This window comes from Klebsiella sp. KE9456 (assembly GCF_043832615.1).
GTDB classification, from domain to species: domain Bacteria; phylum Pseudomonadota; class Gammaproteobacteria; order Enterobacterales; family Enterobacteriaceae; genus Klebsiella; species Klebsiella indica.
The window spans coordinates 25,034-41,056 of sequence record NZ_JBDYQK010000001.1 but is presented as its reverse complement, the minus strand read 5'-3'; the positions used below and the strand labels follow the sequence as shown (position 1 = coordinate 41,056).

The 16,023-nt window shown below is 54.1% G+C and carries 15 protein-coding genes and 1 tRNA gene; 5 read left to right on the top strand and 11 right to left on the bottom strand.

Annotated elements, in window-relative coordinates; translation table 11 throughout:
* Positions 1-60: 60 nt before the first annotated feature.
* From ABK821_RS00205 to trmB, 3 genes are read right to left on the bottom strand one after another with little or no spacing between them, the layout of a single operon-like run.
* On the bottom strand, positions 61-780 hold the full coding sequence (locus ABK821_RS00205; RefSeq protein WP_138360821.1) for a DUF2884 domain-containing protein: 720 nt from the start codon (positions 778-780) through the stop codon (positions 61-63).
* Between the two features lie 50 nt (positions 781-830).
* Entirely contained in the window at positions 831-1,157 is a 327-nt protein-coding gene (locus ABK821_RS00200; RefSeq protein ID WP_138360822.1) for a YggL family protein, read from the bottom strand.
* Positions 1,157-1,876 (bottom strand): tRNA (guanosine(46)-N7)-methyltransferase TrmB, encoded by a 720-nt coding sequence (gene trmB, locus ABK821_RS00195; RefSeq protein ID WP_138360823.1) that lies wholly within the window; start codon positions 1,874-1,876, stop codon positions 1,157-1,159. Before trmB ends, ABK821_RS00200 begins: the two co-directional genes overlap by 1 nt.
* 136 nt (positions 1,877-2,012) lie before the next feature.
* Here trmB and mutY point away from each other — a divergent pair, with 136 nt between their 5' ends.
* From mutY to mltC, 3 genes are read left to right on the top strand one after another with little or no spacing between them, the layout of a single operon-like run.
* A complete protein-coding gene (mutY, locus tag ABK821_RS00190) occupies positions 2,013-3,071 on the top strand; it encodes an A/G-specific adenine glycosylase (RefSeq protein ID WP_138360824.1) in 1,059 nt (352 codons plus the stop codon).
* A 27-nt stretch (positions 3,072-3,098) separates the two neighbouring features.
* Positions 3,099-3,371, top strand: a complete 273-nt coding sequence (locus ABK821_RS00185; protein WP_138360825.1) for an oxidative damage protection protein — start codon at positions 3,099-3,101, stop codon at positions 3,369-3,371.
* A 52-nt stretch (positions 3,372-3,423) separates the two neighbouring features.
* The gene (gene mltC, locus ABK821_RS00180) at positions 3,424-4,506 is read left to right on the top strand and encodes a membrane-bound lytic murein transglycosylase MltC (protein WP_138360844.1); all 1,083 of its coding nucleotides are present in this window, start codon (positions 3,424-3,426) and stop codon (positions 4,504-4,506) included.
* Between the two features lie 179 nt (positions 4,507-4,685).
* Here the strand turns inward: mltC and ABK821_RS00175 are convergent, their stop codons facing one another.
* The gene (locus tag ABK821_RS00175) at positions 4,686-6,821 is read right to left on the bottom strand and encodes an ornithine decarboxylase (protein WP_395033796.1); all 2,136 of its coding nucleotides are present in this window, start codon (positions 6,819-6,821) and stop codon (positions 4,686-4,688) included.
* A 436-nt stretch (positions 6,822-7,257) separates the two neighbouring features.
* Here ABK821_RS00175 and ABK821_RS00170 point away from each other — a divergent pair, with 436 nt between their 5' ends.
* Positions 7,258-7,974 carry a DUF554 domain-containing protein gene (locus ABK821_RS00170; protein WP_138360827.1) on the top strand — a complete coding sequence of 239 codons (717 nt, stop codon included), beginning with the start codon at positions 7,258-7,260 and terminating at the stop codon, positions 7,972-7,974.
* 105 nt (positions 7,975-8,079) lie between these two features.
* Positions 8,080-8,155, top strand: a tRNA-Phe gene (locus ABK821_RS00165).
* Positions 8,156-8,350: 195 nt separating this feature from the next.
* Here ABK821_RS00165 and ABK821_RS00160 read toward each other — a convergent pair.
* The 7 genes from ABK821_RS00160 to ABK821_RS00130 all read right to left on the bottom strand — a co-directional run bounded on the left by ABK821_RS00160 (position 8,351) and on the right by ABK821_RS00130 (position 15,975).
* Positions 8,351-9,382: a site-specific integrase gene (locus tag ABK821_RS00160; protein WP_343178134.1), complete on the bottom strand. Its 1,032-nt coding sequence runs from the start codon at positions 9,380-9,382 to the stop codon at positions 8,351-8,353.
* Between the two features lie 60 nt (positions 9,383-9,442).
* Positions 9,443-11,062 carry a TraI domain-containing protein gene (locus ABK821_RS00155; protein WP_343178135.1) on the bottom strand — a complete coding sequence of 540 codons (1,620 nt, stop codon included), beginning with the start codon at positions 11,060-11,062 and terminating at the stop codon, positions 9,443-9,445.
* A gap of 66 nt (positions 11,063-11,128) precedes the next feature.
* Positions 11,129-12,604 carry a UvrD-helicase domain-containing protein gene (locus ABK821_RS00150; RefSeq protein ID WP_343178136.1) on the bottom strand — a complete coding sequence of 492 codons (1,476 nt, stop codon included), beginning with the start codon at positions 12,602-12,604 and terminating at the stop codon, positions 11,129-11,131.
* 127 nt (positions 12,605-12,731) lie between these two features.
* Positions 12,732-13,415 (bottom strand): N-6 DNA methylase, encoded by a 684-nt coding sequence (locus ABK821_RS00145; protein ID WP_343178137.1) that lies wholly within the window; start codon positions 13,413-13,415, stop codon positions 12,732-12,734.
* A 107-nt stretch (positions 13,416-13,522) separates the two neighbouring features.
* Positions 13,523-14,455: a DUF1281 domain-containing protein gene (locus ABK821_RS00140; protein ID WP_343178138.1), complete on the bottom strand. Its 933-nt coding sequence runs from the start codon at positions 14,453-14,455 to the stop codon at positions 13,523-13,525.
* A gap of 105 nt (positions 14,456-14,560) precedes the next feature.
* Positions 14,561-15,547: an ArdC-like ssDNA-binding domain-containing protein gene (locus ABK821_RS00135; protein ID WP_343178139.1), complete on the bottom strand. Its 987-nt coding sequence runs from the start codon at positions 15,545-15,547 to the stop codon at positions 14,561-14,563.
* 80 nt (positions 15,548-15,627) lie between these two features.
* A complete protein-coding gene (locus ABK821_RS00130; RefSeq protein ID WP_343178140.1) occupies positions 15,628-15,975 on the bottom strand; it encodes a hypothetical protein in 348 nt (115 codons plus the stop codon).
* Positions 15,976-16,023 lie beyond the last annotated feature (48 nt).

Here is a 16,023-nt window from a genome sequence, read left to right as displayed (position 1 = left end):
GGAAAGGATAAACACAGAACCTGATTCCGCTACCTGCAGGCGCAGGTAGCGGAATAAAGATTATTTTAGCGACCCCACCAGCGCTTTGCGGCTCTCCTCCAGGGAAACCACGCGATTACAGACATCCTTACCAAACTGCTGGAAATCTGCCTCCTGGTTTTTCCACTCTTCCTGAATCGCCGTTTGCAGGCCGCCCAGGCTGCCGAGGATCCCCTGCAGCGGGTTACCGCCGCCTTTTAGGACCGCTTTCGCCCCCATCTCGTTGATGCTGTCCTGCAGGATGCCGCCCATGGTCTGGTTCACCAGTTGCTGGCCGTCGGCGCGCACCTGATCAATGGCTTTATAATGAAAAGTCAGCCCGTCGCTGCGATGTTCAATAATACGCCCCATCTGCGCTTTCAGTTGCGCATCCAGCTTCGTCAGGCGGCTATGCATGCTACTGCTGGCGCCCACCTGTTCAGTAATAATTTTATCCAGCGCGGCGCGGCTTTTTTCAACCCGAGAACGTGCGCCTTCATCAATCCACGGCAGACTGCTGCGCAGGCTGGCCTGATAGTCCTGAGCCTGCTCGCGCTGAGCGGCATTCAGGGAATACGCTTTTCCGTTAAAGCTCAGGTTGCCGTCCGGTTTAATCACCAGATCGCCGTGTTCGCCTTTCACCTGCACCTGCTGCGGGCTAAGGATGACATCGTCACGCGGCGTGACGCTACACTGGTAGTCCGCATGCGCGGACAAAGCGGTGACGGAAAGCGCCACGGCCAACAGCGTTTTGCGCATCATTTTACTCCCTTAAGACAAAACGGGCCGGCAGTTGCCGACCCTTGTCAAACTTAGTCCCACCAGATATCAAAAAGTTCGCTGGTGCGAACATCGGCAAGCCCGCGCGCCTCCAGCCACTGACGTACAAGGGTCTGATGCTCCTCGGTACATTTGCCAATTTCCTGCATGCAGATTAAACCTTCCCAGGAGAGATAGCCGCTGCCGTCAAAAGCCAGCTTATTGGGCTCAATCACTTGATCAATCAGATCGTTAACGGTCTGGTCGATCTGCTCTTCGCTTGTCCCTTCCGCAAAGCGCCACGCCACGGAAAAACCCACTTCCTGAAACTCGTCGATATGCATTTTTTTACGCAGACGACGGCTACGATTCGTTGCCATTATTTCACCCTCTCGAACATTAAGTCCCATACGCCGTGGCCAAGACGATGACCACGCTGTTCAAATTTGGTTACCGGACGTGATGCCGGGCGCGGTACATAGTCGTTGTTCTCAGACAGATTACGGTATCCCTCAAGTGAAGACATCACTGCCAGCATATGTTCGGCATATTGCGCCCAGTCGGTCGCCATGTGGAAAACACCGCCCAGTTTCAGCTTACTTTTTACCAGTTCGGCAAAAGGCGGCTGAACGATACGCCGCTTATTATGCCGCGCTTTGTGCCATGGATCGGGAAAAAACAGCTGCACCATATTCAGGGCGTTATCCGGGATCATCGTATGCAGGACTTCAACCGCATCGTGACACATGACGCGCAGGTTTTGCACACCCTCTTCTTCGGCGGAAGCCAGGCAGGCGCCAACGCCCGGTGAATGCACTTCTATGCCGAGAAAATTCTGTTCCGGTTTCGCCTTCGCCATGGCCACCAGCGAAGCGCCCATACCGAAACCGATCTCCAGGGTGACCGGCGCTTCACGGCCAAACAGGGCGGCGAAATCGAGCGGCGCATCGTTGAATTCAACGCCCATCACCGGCCAAATGTTATCCAGCGCATGCTGCTGACCCTTCGTCAGGCGCCCCTGACGACGGACGAAGCTGCGAATACGGCGCAGCGGGCGACCGTTTTCATCGAATTCCGGGGATATGACGTCGTTTTTCATAAAAGTTAAGTCTGCTTGTGAGAGTGTTCGGAAAACGGGCATTATCCAAAGTTACCCGGCGGATGCAAGGGTTTACAGTCTCTCGCCCTTGTGCTGCAATCTGCCACCTTATAATCGCAATCCCGGAGCTGTAGCTTTGACTTTTCTCGCCGCGCAATTTTCAGCCCAGGTACTGGACTGGTACGACAAATACGGGCGTAAAACCCTGCCCTGGCAAATCGGCAAGACGCCTTACAAAGTATGGCTCTCCGAGGTGATGTTGCAACAAACGCAAGTGGCGACGGTCATCCCCTATTTCGACCGCTTTATGGCACGTTTTCCAACGGTTAACGACCTGGCTAACGCGCCTCTTGATGAGGTCCTGCATCTGTGGACCGGGCTGGGCTATTACGCCCGCGCGCGCAATTTGCATAAAGCGGCGCAGCAGGTCGCAACGCTGCATGGCGGCGAATTCCCGCAAACTTTTGATGAGGTCTCCGCATTGCCCGGCGTTGGACGCTCCACCGCAGGGGCGATTTTGTCCCTTTCCCTCGGTCAGCATTATCCGATTCTTGATGGTAATGTGAAACGCGTGCTCGCACGCTGCTATGCTGTCAGCGGCTGGCCGGGGAAAAAAGAGGTTGAGAAGCGGCTGTGGGATATCAGTAATGAAGTCACGCCAGCCAAAGGTGTGGAACGTTTTAACCAGGCGATGATGGATCTCGGCGCGATGGTATGTACCCGCTCAAAGCCAAAATGCGAGCTTTGTCCATTGAATAACGGCTGCCTGGCCTACGCAAATCATTCATGGACTCAATATCCTGGGAAAAAACCGAAACAGACGCTTCCGGAACGTACCGGTTATTTTCTGCTAATGCAGCACGGCGATGAGGTATATCTCTCTCAGCGTCCACCGGTGGGGCTGTGGGGAGGATTGTTCTGCTTCCCGCAGTTTGAGGATGAAGATGCACTGCGTGAGTGGCTGGCGCAACGTCAGATTAAGGCAGATAATCTGACGCAATTAACCGCGTTCCGCCACACTTTCAGCCATTTCCATCTGGATATTGTGCCGATGTGGCTTACAGTACATTCATCCAGCACATGCATGGATGAAGGGAACGCACTCTGGTATAACTTAGCGCAGCCGCCATCCGTCGGCCTGGCGGCCCCCGTGGAGCGCCTGTTGCAACAGTTGAAGGCCGGGGCACCGGTTTAGCTCTCTGGCGATTAAAGAGGATTAATAATGAGCAGAACGATTTTTTGTACTTTCCTGCAGCGCGAAGCCGATGGTCAGGATTTCCAGCTGTATCCGGGCGAGATTGGCAAACGTATCTATAACGAAATCTCCAAAGAAGCCTGGGCACAATGGCAGCATAAGCAGACCATGCTGATCAACGAGAAAAAACTCAGCATGATGAATCCGGAGCACCGCAAACTGCTGGAGCAGGAGATGGTCAAGTTCCTGTTCGAAGGTAAAGACGTACACATCGAAGGCTATACGCCGCCAGAAAAATAATAAGGGCCTGCAGGCCCTTTCTCACATAAACACAACTTGCACTCCCGGAATGATGAAAAAATACTTAGCGCTAGCGCTGATTGCGCCCCTGCTCGTTTCGTGTTCCAGTTCGCCAAAAAAAGACACCGGGTATAACGAGGCGTGGGTGAAGGACACCAACGGCTTCGATATCCTGGTTGGTCAGTTCGCCCATAACATCGAGAACATTTGGGGTTATAACGAAGTGCTACTGGCCGGGCCGAAAGACTACGTTAAATACACCGACCAGTATCAAACCCGCAGCCACATTAACTTTGATAAAGGGACCATTACCGTCGAAACCATTGCCGGTACCGACCCGGCGGGTCGTCTGCGCCAGGCGATCGTTAAAACCCTGCTGATGGGCGACGATCCTAACTCCATCGACCTCTATTCCGACATTGATGATATTCAGATTTCGAAAGAGCCGTTTCTTTATGGTCAGGTGGTGGATAACACCGGCGAGTCAATTCGCTGGGAGTGGCGCGCCTCGCGCTTTGCCGACTATTTACTGCAAAACCGCCTGAAAAGCCGCAGGAATGGCCCACGGATGATCTACAGCATCACCATTAACCTGGTGCCGAACCACCTGGACAAACGCGCGCATAAATACCTTGGGATAGTGCGCCAGGCATCACAGAAATATGGTGTTGATGAGTCGCTTATTCTGGCGATTATGCAAACCGAATCCTCCTTTAACCCCTATGCGGTCAGCCATGCCGACGCCCTGGGGCTGATGCAGGTGGTTCAGCACAGCGCCGGTAAGGACGTGTTCCGTTCGCAGGGGAAATCAGGCCTGCCGAGCCGCAGCTATCTGTTCGACCCGGTCAATAACATCAACACCGGCACGGCTTATCTGGCGATGCTGAACAACGTCTATCTGGCCGGTATTGAGAACCCAACTTCACGCCGTTATGCGGTGATTACCGCGTATAACGGCGGCGCGGGCAGCGTGCTGCGTCTCTTCTCCAGCGATAAGACTCAGGCTGCGAATATCATCAATACCATGACGCCGGGCGATGTTTATCAGACCATCACCAGCCGTCATCCCTCCGCGGAGTCGCGCCGCTATCTGTACAAGGTCAACACCGCGCAAAAAGGCTATCGTCGTTATTAATCCCCCAAACGCCCTTGTCTCCTCAAGGGCGTTGAGACTGATGACAAACCTGTATCAGACATTGTGCTCGTATTTCCGTCGGCGGCGACCAACGCACTTTATCAGCAATCTGAGCGCCCTTGTCTCCTCAAGCGCCTTCTTCTGCTGGAACCGCCAGAGTTACCAGCGCTTATCCGGCGTTAACACAGCACATACCCATACAGCCGCTTGATACCATCCGCATCCGTTTCGCTGTAAACCCCCTGCAGCTCTGGCGAAAAGCCCGGCAGCATATTGACGCCTTCCTCCAGCGCCAGGAAATAGCGCAGCACCGCGCCGCCCCAGATTTCACCGGGTACGACGCACAGCACCCCTGGTGGATACGGTAATGCGCCTTCCGCCGCAATCCGCCCCTCGGCTTCACTTAAGCGCACCAGTTCAACGTTACCGCGAATAAACTCACCGTTGGCATCCTGGGGATTCATCACCGCACGCGGGAAACTCTGCTTGCGGAACATCTCTTTCTGCAGGCTCTTCACGTCAAAGCTCACGTACAGGTCATGCATCTCCTGACACAGTTCGCGAATGGTGTAATCCCGATAGCGCACCGGATACTTGTTATAGATGGTCGGCAACACGTCGGCCAGCGGGCTATCGGACTCAATATGTTGCTCAAATTGCCCAAGCATCGCCACCAGTTGCGCCAGCTTCTCTGTGCTCTCGGCGGGCGTCAGCAGGAACAGAATTGAGTTGAGATCGCATTTTTCCGGCACAATACCGTTCTCACGCAGGTAGTGTGCCAGAATGGTCGCCGGAATGCCGAAATCGGTGTATTCACCGCTTTGCGCATCAATACCTGGTGTGGTGAGCAGCAGTTTGCAGGGATCGACGAAGTATTGATCGCTGGCGTAACCTTCAAAACCGTGCCAGCGCGCCCCCGGCTCAAAGCTGAAGAAACGCCGCTCGCGGGCGATGGCTTCGGTGGGATGATCCTGCCACGGACGCCCTGCCACCACTGGTGGAATAAACGGCTGGATCATTTTACAGTTGGCGATAATCGCTTTACGCGCCTCGATTCCCAGCGCCACGCACTCGGCCCACAGGCGCCGCCCACTCTCCCCTTCGTGAATTTTGGCATTCACGTCCAGGGCTGCGAAGAGCGGATAAAATGGACTGGTTGAGGCATGCAGCATAAAAGCGCTATTCAGCCGCTTATGCGGGCAAAAACGCGCCTGGCCGCGCAGGTGATTGTCTTTTTTATGGATCTGCGAGGTTTGCGAGAAGCCGGCCTGCTGTTTATGCACCGATTGAGTCACAAAAATGCCGGGATCTTCCGGCGTCAGATCCAGCAGCAACGGCGAGCAGTCAGCCATCATCGGGATAAATTGTTCGTAGCCGACCCATGCGGAATCAAACAGAATATAATCACACAGATGACCAATCTTATCGACCACCTGCCGCGCATTGTAAATTGTACCGTCATAGGTACCGAGCTGAATCACCGCCAGACGGAACGGCCGCGGCATATCGTTTTTTTCCGGCGCCACCTCACGAATCAAATCACGCAGGTACTTTTCATCGAAGCAGCGGTCATCAATACCGCCAATAAAACCGAACGGATTGCGCGATGCTTCAAGATAAACCGGTGTCGCGCCGGCCTGGATCAACGCGCCATGATGATTTGATTTATGGTTGTTACGGTCAAATAACACCAAATCGCCGCGGGTCAGCAATGCGTTGGTGACTACCTTGTTCGCCGCTGAAGTACCGTTAAGCACGAAATAGGTTTTATCAGCGTTGAAGACTTTCGCCGCGAACTTCTGCGCGTATTTGGCTGAACCTTCATGGATCAGCAAATCGCCGAGTTTAACGTCCGCATTGCACATATCAGCGCGAAAAAGATTGTCACCAAAGAAGTCGAAGAACTGGCGCCCCGCCGGATGCTTCTTGAAAAACGCGCCATGCTGATGGCCGGGACAGGCAAAGGTGCTATTATTCATTTCGACATACTGCGTCAGAGTATCGAAGAAAGGCGGCAGCAAATTCTCTTCATAGTTACAGGCCGCAGTTTCCAGTTCCAGCCACTCCTGCTCTTTACCGCGAATGATCCCCGCCACGCCTTCCGGTTTTTCGTGTTCAGTTTCACTGAACAGATAGACCGGCAGGTTGAAGCCGGTACGTTTTAACAACGAAAGGATGCCGCTGCGGCTTTCTGCTGTGGTGATAACGACTGCCGCCACATCGGTAAAATCGGTGCTGTCCAGCGCCACCACGAGGCGATGGGTGGACAGGCGGGATACCAGCTCGTGGCTGGCGGCAATGTGCATTGATTTCATGAGCGCGAATACCCGTTTCCGGAGAGTAAAAGGCTTCGGCCAGGCATCTACGCGCTGGCCAACGAAATGTCAGGGCCTGACTGGATCCCAGCTCCGACCGCCAGACATCAGTAAAAGCAGACCGTGTCCGCTCTTACTGTTGTCCTGCAGTGAGCATGCGTTACGCTCACCGCATGGTGGATAGGGGATGAAAAGTAAGGGTAGCAAGACGAGGCAACCTGCGCATCTGTACGCAGCGGCAACGGCGATGTAATAGCGATGTCATCATCACGGCGGCCTTATCTCTTAAGGGGAGAAAATTCGCGCAATCATGTCACCTTTATAGGGGGCGCGCAAGATGAATTACCTATGCCGTCATACCACAGAGGCGCGAGCCTTCACTGTATAATCGCGCCATAATACCGCATCATTAGAAATCATTAACAGGAGTTGTATTTTGATTACAGGGCCATTTATTAACGCCAGCGCAGTCCTTTTGGGCGGCATGATTGGCGCACTGTTAAGTCAGAGATTACCAGAGCGGATTCGTACATCAATGACCTCTATTTTTGGTCTCGCCTCGTTAGGTATCGGGATTCTGCTGGTCAACAAGTGCGTTAACCTGCCAGTGATGGTGCTTTCAACGCTGGTGGGTGCGTTGCTGGGTGAAGTGTGCAATATGGAAAAGGGCATTAATACGCTGGTCAGCAAGCTACAGCAATTGCTTACGCGCCAAAAAGGGCAGAAAAAGGCGTCGACGCACGAGTCCTATATTCAAAGTTATGTCGCCATCATCGTGCTATTTTGCGCCAGCGGCACCGGGATTTTCGGCGCGATGCGCGAAGGGATGACCGGCGACCCCAGCATCCTTATTGCTAAGGCGTTTCTTGACTTCTTTACTGCCATCATTTTCGCCTGCACCCTGGGAATGGCCGTTTCCGCCATTTGCGTACCGATGCTGCTGATTCAGTTAGCGCTGGCGACCTGCGCGTCATTGATTATGCCGCTGACCACACCGATGATGATGGCGGATTTCACCGCCGTCGGGGGAATGTTGCTGCTCGCGACAGGTTTGCGTATCTGCGGGATTAAAATGTTCGCAGTGGTGAATATGCTGCCCGCGCTGGTGCTGGCAATGCCGATTTCCGTCGCCTGGACAGCATTATTCGCCTGATGATGCGTGCTTTGGATTCAATGTGATGATAGATTGTTCAGTCTGCTACAAAATAGATAAATTTCGTTGACGAGGTGCGGCGAATCAGGTTTAATGCGCCCCGTTGCCCGGATAGCTCAGTCGGTAGAGCAGGGGATTGAAAATCCCCGTGTCCTTGGTTCGATTCCGAGTTCGGGCACCACTAATTTTGCATCAAAGCACGCTGGTTAAGAGATGAGAACCTTAACGGGCGGTTAATACAGGGGCCGGTCATTACGGAATGTCCTCCGGTGTAGGCGTATCTGCACTGGTTAACGTTTCTGAATCAGTCCCTCAAGTGAGGGAGCCTGTTGCTGCAGGCTCCCTTCTCTCGATCACTGGCAATAATCCCAGTCAATCAGTTTTGTGTCAATAGTTGTAATTCCCTTTCTACACAGAGATCTGTGTGTAACGACAATTCTTCTTCCAGTGTTTTTCCCACAATGTCCATCTTGAGTTCCACATATTCCATTGTTGTGCTTACGCTACGATGACCCAGTAAATCTTTAACCAGCTGAAGATTCCTTTCCGGTGCTTTCATCAGTTCTGTAGCCAGGGTATGTCTGAAACGGTGCGGCGAAACGGCAAAACCACATTCCTTTGACAGACGGCGAAAAAAGGAGCGGATCTTTTGATGCATCACTGTCACATCATTTCTGTCAAATTTTGCTTTTTTCCCGGCAATGTAAAAACTGACATCGAAGAGGTTATCTTTTGGCCCGGCTCCAGCCTCCGTTGCCCGTGTAAGAAGAAGCTGTAGCCGCAAACGCAGCTGTTTGACAACGGGAACGCGCCATTCCCTGTGCGTTTTACTTCCCTCAAGGCGCAGATCTATATAGCCTTCTGTCAGATTGACGTCCCTGAGCTGAATATGCAGCAGTTGATTTTGCCTCATTCCCGTATATCTGAGCGTATCCAGAACGGTTATCCAGAACCAGACCGGGTAAAGCGCACTCCGCCCGCCACGTGCAAAAATTTTCCTGTATGACTCAATTTCAGCCTGCTGCATTATCAGATAAAGTCGGGTTAGCTGAGAGCGGTTTAACGTGCGCTTTTTCTTTCTGTCGCGCTGTACGGTACAATTGTTGAAAGGATTTCTGCCCTCAGGCAATAAACCGCTTTCCATCGCATAGTTATAGAGGGCCCTGAGATGTGCAATTTTGTTGTTCCAGGTTTGCGCAGATTGTTGCTTTTCTCTGAGTACATATCGCCGCCATCTTAGTACTTCATGATGAGTAACCATTAATGGGGTTTTGTCAGCACCCGTGAATTTCCGGAACCCCTTCACAACCTTCGTATAGCTCCATTCTGTTGCAGCGCGCAGGTTTCGGGCGAAGAAGTACTCCTCAAGCAATTCTTCCCATGTCATATGATGGTTTTTGTCAGACATACAGCATTTCCTTTTTCTATATCAAGCTGCCCGTAAGGGCCCTCATGGATTGCCCCTCCTTTAAAGGAAAGACAGAAGCTCGCTGTCTTCAGGGGAAGATGCCCCTCTGAAAAGGTGTGTAGTCTTGACGAGATACCCACTTACAGGTTTAAACGTGCCTGCTTTGTCAGGCGAATGGTATAGTTTTGCCTTATTAAAACGCTCGCCCCGCCGCACTCTGTGAAGATGCAGCTTCTCAAATTCCAACTGTATGGAATCCCTGCTCAGCTCTGTCCCGCTTTCTCTGATGTAAAGATAAAATATGTCCGGCACCCTGAGAAAGATGAATCCTGCGACGGCATGCGCCCTGGAATCAGGCTGATTAATGTCGATTTGCTTGCTCTTAAGCCCTTCAGAAAGCCACCTGAGGAAGTCAGTTCCAGCCTGTTCTTTTTTTAGTGTTTTTTTTACATCAATGTTAACGCTGTGTGACGGGATGCTATCCTCAACACCTTGCTCAGGGAAAGAGTCTTCCGCTACTGTCTGATTCATCTGATGCTTATCAATTTCGAGAGGCAGTTCATTAAGAGATAAAAACTCTGACCCGTCATCTGCTTTAGTACTGGCTGAGGAATCTTCTTCACCCGCTTTGGCCCCGGTCACTTCAGTCATTTCGGTTGCACTGAACAGACTCAGTAGCATCTCTGTATCAGCTTCCTCTTTATCGCCAGGATCACATTCCGTAACCCCACCTGCCTTCTCATTGCTGACCGGATTGAAGCCATCGACCATTGAGACAGGTGTGATAGAAGATGCAAGCTGAGTAACCTGCATATCTGAGATTTCGGGCGATGCAGTTTTGGGTGTTACATCTGATGAAGGTTGTAATTTAGTCTCTTGATCAGGCGGCGTTTGTAGAATGGAAAGGGCCGGCTCTGCGGGGGTACTGACTGTCTCATGTGCCCCTGATATCTCCTGCGAAGGCGATTCTACCTTTTCAGCGGCCTGCTTCATTAGGCTTCGTATCAGTGGCATGCCCGGATGCTGGTTCCAGAGCGCGCCGGCAAGGTTCCCCAGTGCCTCGGGATTCTCTGCCAGCCAGCCCGTCGCCTCTGCCGGCATAAGTTGTCCGGCGGCAAAGGCCGCAAATGCTGATGCGTTCCCTGCTTCCCGAAACCGAAAACGATAAGGCGAGTCCGGAACGGTCATTCCCGGAAACCAGCCTTTACCGTCAAGCAACTCCCCCTCCAGAGTCGCAAGAAGAGGCAGGTGCCAGAACAGTGCCGACCAGAAAATCACCGCATTCCACATCACATTCTGCGCTGCCTGCTCTTCCGGTGCCGCGCCGGGGGGAAACATATACCCTTTTGCCAGCCTGACCGCACAGGTCGTGAACTGTAGCGTAAGGTCGCCGAAGCCGTCTGACTGTGACCACCTTCCCTGTTGTGCGGCCGGCACATTCTGTACCCTGGCTAATAAACCATTAAGAGGCGCTAAATAGAGCCGCTGATAGATGTCTGCGGGCAGAGAACAGTTCTCCCACAATTGCTGCAGGCAGGTTTCTCGTAGCGGGCTGGCGCACAGCCTACTGGCCTCACGCGGGGCGTGGTAGCCGACAGGCGTAATCGTGGATATATGTTGTACTGCTTCTGGTTCACCTTTTGAAAACAGAGACCTCAGGGTCCGGATTCTGCTGAGCATGATGTTCTCCTGGTACAGGGCTGCTCAGTGTTATGACCCTCCCTGCTCCGCACCATAAAAAACCAGTTATTCAGTCCCGTAAGTTTCTCCCGTGTCGCCGGGCATAACGGCATCGTTTTCATCATCGCCCTCACCGGCCTCACTGAGCCAGCGCATCAGCTCGTTAAGCACAAGCGTCTCTCTTGCGCGGGTGACAGCCACATACAGTAGGTTAGTCTCATCCTGTCGCTCTTCCTGCGAGAGGAGCGGATCGGTAATGTCAGTAAAATCCTCACTCAGCATTACCACCGGCCATTCCAGCCCTTTGCTGCGGTGTGCGGTTGAAACCGTGACCTGAGCGTCTTTTTCATGAGTGACGACCTGACGGCGCATAATGGCCAGTTTTTGCGGAAGCGGGAAAAAGTCATCGAGCAGGCGAATAGCCTGGTTCATCTCCACGTCCTGCGTGGCTTTGGCTATCGAGCAGTACTCGTCAAAATCCCGGTAGTCCCGGTTCAGGCGCGGGGATTGCATCTTTTCAGGCATATCGGCGGAGAACCAGTACAGGTCTTCCAGCTCCTCCGTTTTGTAGCCTTCAATCCCTCCGACCCAGAAGACTTTTTTCTCCATGAGGCTTGCCGTCAGGGCGCTACCAATCACGCCGGACACCGTCCGGCTCAGTACAGCTACGTGCTCAGCCTCATCCGGGATGCTGCTGACGACGGCGTCCTGCCCCCCGTTTCCCGTCACCCGCTTTTCTTCTCCGGCACGCTCCAGCAGGATATTGGCCATACGCGCGACCTCAGGGCCGAAACGAAAACTCGCCGTCAGCCACAACCGGTCTGCCTTCGCCAGCTGCGGGGCATTGAGCGCGTTATCTGCCCCACGAAACCGGTAAATCTGCTGGTAACGGTCGCCGACTAGGATGACCCGGCAGGGCTGATTCAGTACAAACGCACTGGTCACCGGATTGGCGTCCTGGGCCTCATCGAAGAGTATGGTGTCCCAGCGTTTTGACAGATCAGGATGAGAGAGCTGGAACAGTTTAAGGTAGGTGTCGTGCGTGACGGGAAAGACTGAATCAGTACGGCTCATCTCATACCAGAGGATCTGGATTGCCCCCAGAATTTTACCTGCATCGAGACCGTGGCGATCATCCTCAGCAGGCAGATGTATCAGCCTTGGCTCGGGGTCTGCGCTGCAGAGGAACATGTTCAGTCCGCTAAGCGCCAGCCGCGCCAGCGGCCAGTGGCGGGTATTGAGCTTTCTGGCCACATCCGTAATGCGCAGACTGGCTGTCAGCCGGTCACGGAAATGCTTGCCGAAACGGGCCCATGCAAGCTGATGCGACGTTTTACACTCTACGTTATAGGGGAATTTACGTTCAGCCTCATCCCGCACAGCGCGATTATAGGCGAGGTAAAGCATCTTACTTTCCGGGTTGGCTTCAGCGTAGTTCACTAACGTGGAGGTTTTTCCTGTGCCGGCAAACGCATTTACCACAAGATGATTACCCTTCCATTGGATGATGGCGTTTTGTTCAGCTGTTGTTTTCCAGTTCACGGTGTTCTCCCGCAGCAGCAGATGTGAAAAAAACAGCCTGACAGCGGGAAGCGTTCACTACGATAAAAAACCAGATACCCTGCTTCAGAAATAAAAAACGCTCCCGACCGGGAGCGTGTGGATGTGATTATGCCGCCTGAAAGTGCCGTGAACTCAGACGAACAGGCCAGCCGCCGAGATAATGCCCGGGTGTGTAAAGTATCCGGCGTCGTTCATTCACCAGGGTATTGCCTATCACCACTTCGCCGGCAATCCCGCACAGGGACAGCTGTATGTAAGCCATACCGGCCGCAAGCGGATCGATATCTGTCGCGGAGACCCACAGATACCGGTGCGGTGGCCACCCTGCCTTTTGCAGAACATCAGCAAATGCCAGGACCATGCAGCCGGCCCCGCACGCAGGTTCATTCAGGGTGATGAAAGGTTTGTCACGGAACAACGCTTCAGTGTCGCCCAGCTGCATGGCCGCCATCATTCTGGCCACGTCCCAGGGCGTAAAAAACTGCCCCCGGTATTTGTCACCCAGCTCCAGCTGCATAAAGACACGCCCCAGGAAGTCCCCGGGCGCGTCACCCAGCCCGTTAACAACGTGGGCCAGCAGCTGCGCCATGTGCGTGACGTCCTCCTTTTCGTATCCACCGACTATACGCAGATACTTCTGCTCCCGGGCTTCACTGAAGCAAAGCCGGTTTTCCAGCGCGATGACGCTGCAGCTGATGAAGTCTTCGAACACTTTAAACCGGTGATGATACCGGGCCGTCTGACTGAACAACTTAACAAAGGCTTTTTCGTGGTTAATCATGCCAGGCATGCGTCTTCTCCATAAAAAAGGGAACACGCACCCTGACCAGGGGACGTGTCCCCTGAGGGTAGAAAGCCACGGCATTGCCGTGGCCGGGTTAACGGAGGAACAGGCTTTTACCCCCGGACCTCACGATAAGATGCTGCATCCTGAGCAGGTAACGCTGGCTCATCGCTGACGAGATAAAGCACCTGACCGGGCTGAGACGCGCCGGCCGCACCTTTATGTCCGTCGACATGTTCGCCGCCGTCATAGCAGTCGTAACCGCTGAGCCCGCTCACGGGCTCGCTGTAGCTGTGACGCACCTCGCAGTCAAACACCGCAGAGATTTCCCCGACAACCTCACCTGACGGCGGGAGCCAGGGCGTATCCATCTGCAGCGTAAGACTGTTAGGCGTATGGCGCTGCCAGTTGACGTTGTGCCCGGCCGGCCACTCCATGCCGTACTGCCGGCAGTAGAGGCTGGTTGTGGTCGACACACCGGACATCAGCCCCCCGGAGCCGTTCAGCTCTGCTGCCAGCCGCGTGGGTATGACGGCCAGCATATCGCAGGGCTGGGAGCGTTCAGGATACTGGCTGAGCCGCTCCCAGGCAGTTGCGACATCAGACTCATCGCCGGCGCTGACCAGACCAAACCAGTCGGTATACTGTCTGGCAATCAGCTCCGCCATAATCTCACGTGCCGGGCCGGGAATATTCTCCCATTTCAGCGCGCCCAGACCTGACTGGTGATAAAGCCGGTCCACGGCTCTGATGGTTTCTGCATCAAGAACGACATCCTTCAGCAACAATGCCAGCCAGTTTTCAAACGCCTGGTTGGCCGCAGTGGAAAGCCCTGTGCCTGCACGGACCAGCCCCTGACAGGGCGGATACGACGTGGTGCGCACCGGCTTGAGTATCCCCGCCGCGCCAGCCAGAAACAGCTGTATGCTCTGCTGCACTGCGTGGCGGTGACGCGGTACGTCAGTGCCGTTTATCCACTGCAGCATGACATCGATGCAGACGGATTTACCGGTGATTTCCAGGCGGTTATGACACCATTCGGACATAGTGAATACTCCTCTTTCATAAAAAAAAGAGGACACAGCCCCGTGAGGAGCGGTGTCCTCACGGGACGGCGACAGTTACGGAATAACCGCCACCGGATAAGTTAATTACGCCGCCACAGCCTGACTTTCAGGCAGTGCCAGCAGATATTCCGACGCTTCCCGGGCATGCCGGCAGGCGCGGAACAGGGCCTTTTTGTCAGATTTCAGCACCTTCAGCCAGTGGTCCACATAGCTGTCGTGCTGAACCTCACCGAACACCCCGAGTTGGGCACACAAAAACGCACTGCCCATTTCAGCGATGAGCTCCTCAAAGGCATACACCGGATCCCCGAACTTGCGGGATGAGGAGGTTATCCCCTCCCGGTTAAGTCGCTTCGCATGACCGGTACTGTGTACCAGCTCATGCAACAGCGTGGACCAGCAGTCCGCCTCCGTAAAAAACTGCTCAGCCACCGGCATCACAATTTCATCCGTCAGCGGGCGGTAATAAGCCCGGTTCTGAGGCAGCATCCGGTGTTTAACCCCTGTGGCGTTAAACATCCGGATCACCCTATTCATCACGTCCGGACAGAGTATGCCGTCCTCATCCACCGTCGGGGGCTGTTCAGGAGAAGCCGCAACCTCTGCCGGCAACCCCTCACACTGCTCAGCGTTGAACAGCTGCAGGGGTTTGAGCATCGGCACGGTTTCCGTCAGCGGTTTACCGTCACTGTCATAAAGGCGGTTGCCTTCACGATCCTCCGCCTGCTTCGTCCAGTCCTTATAAACCACCGCCAGGGTGGCTTTCTCTCCCTTACTCACCTGCCCGCCAGCCTGCTGCGCCTGCCGGTAAGTCATCCAGCGGTTATTGCGAAAACCCTGCTCTTCCGCTGACATCCAGAGAAGCAGGACGTTCACGCCGCTGTAGTGACGTCCGGTTGTGGCATTCAGGGGCAGACCGGCCAGACCGCTGCCGGCAGCCGCGCGCCACGGCTTACGCCAGGGCGCGACGCCGTTTTCCAGCGCGACAACAATGCGGTCGGTGATCTGGCGATAAAGGTCAGTCTGTTTTGCCGGACGGCGGGCCGCCTTGTGTGAAGTCGTTTTTTTCATGAGTATACCTTTAATCAGAGGCATACCCCTGCGCCGGCGGGCGCAGAGATACGCCCGTCGACGGGAAATTCAGAAGTCAGTTACCATGCGGCATAAAACCACAGGTATTCATGTTCAAAGTCAAAATCACTGAGCAGGCTTTCCAGCCTGTCACGCAGGGTAAAAACGTACTGCAGCCGGCGCTGAAGAAGCGGATTATCCTCATTACCCTCTGTAAATGTCGCAATCGCACAGTCCAGCCTCTCTTTCAGTTGCTGAATATGCTCGCGTGACAGTTCCAGACAGGTCGCGTTTTCCACCTCACCGACATGCTTATCCACCCAGGTAATCAGTGAAAAATCGCGGCTCAGTTCACACACCAGATGATACGGTGCCGGTATTGCGACGTTTTGCCTGTGCTGGCTGTAGAGAAAAATATCCAGTCCCATACGGGCCTCCTTCGGTTCAGAAAGAGGCAGGAACCTTTCCGGCAGGAA

What these genes read in the sequence shown, in the direction of transcription:
- ABK821_RS00205 (WP_138360821.1), bottom strand. Translation starts at nt 780, where the DNA reads ATGATGCGCAAAACGCTGTTGGCCGTGGCGCTTTCCGTCACCGCTTTG.
- ABK821_RS00200 (WP_138360822.1), bottom strand. Translation starts at nt 1,157, where the DNA reads ATGGCAACGAATCGTAGCCGTCGTCTGCGTAAAAAAATGCATATCGAC.
- trmB (WP_138360823.1), bottom strand. Translation starts at nt 1,876, where the DNA reads ATGAAAAACGACGTCATATCCCCGGAATTCGATGAAAACGGTCGCCCG.
- ABK821_RS00185 (WP_138360825.1), top strand. Translation starts at nt 3,099, where the DNA reads ATGAGCAGAACGATTTTTTGTACTTTCCTGCAGCGCGAAGCCGATGGT.
- mltC (WP_138360844.1), top strand. Translation starts at nt 3,424, where the DNA reads ATGAAAAAATACTTAGCGCTAGCGCTGATTGCGCCCCTGCTCGTTTCG.
- ABK821_RS00175 (WP_395033796.1), bottom strand. Translation starts at nt 6,821, where the DNA reads ATGAAATCAATGCACATTGCCGCCAGCCACGAGCTGGTATCCCGCCTG.
- ABK821_RS00160 (WP_343178134.1), bottom strand. Translation starts at nt 9,382, where the DNA reads ATGTCTGACAAAAACCATCATATGACATGGGAAGAATTGCTTGAGGAG.
- ABK821_RS00155 (WP_343178135.1), bottom strand. Translation starts at nt 11,062, where the DNA reads ATGCTCAGCAGAATCCGGACCCTGAGGTCTCTGTTTTCAAAAGGTGAA.
- ABK821_RS00145 (WP_343178137.1), bottom strand. Translation starts at nt 13,415, where the DNA reads ATGCCTGGCATGATTAACCACGAAAAAGCCTTTGTTAAGTTGTTCAGT.
- ABK821_RS00140 (WP_343178138.1), bottom strand. Translation starts at nt 14,455, where the DNA reads ATGTCCGAATGGTGTCATAACCGCCTGGAAATCACCGGTAAATCCGTC.
- ABK821_RS00135 (WP_343178139.1), bottom strand. Translation starts at nt 15,547, where the DNA reads ATGAAAAAAACGACTTCACACAAGGCGGCCCGCCGTCCGGCAAAACAG.
- ABK821_RS00130 (WP_343178140.1), bottom strand. Translation starts at nt 15,975, where the DNA reads ATGGGACTGGATATTTTTCTCTACAGCCAGCACAGGCAAAACGTCGCA.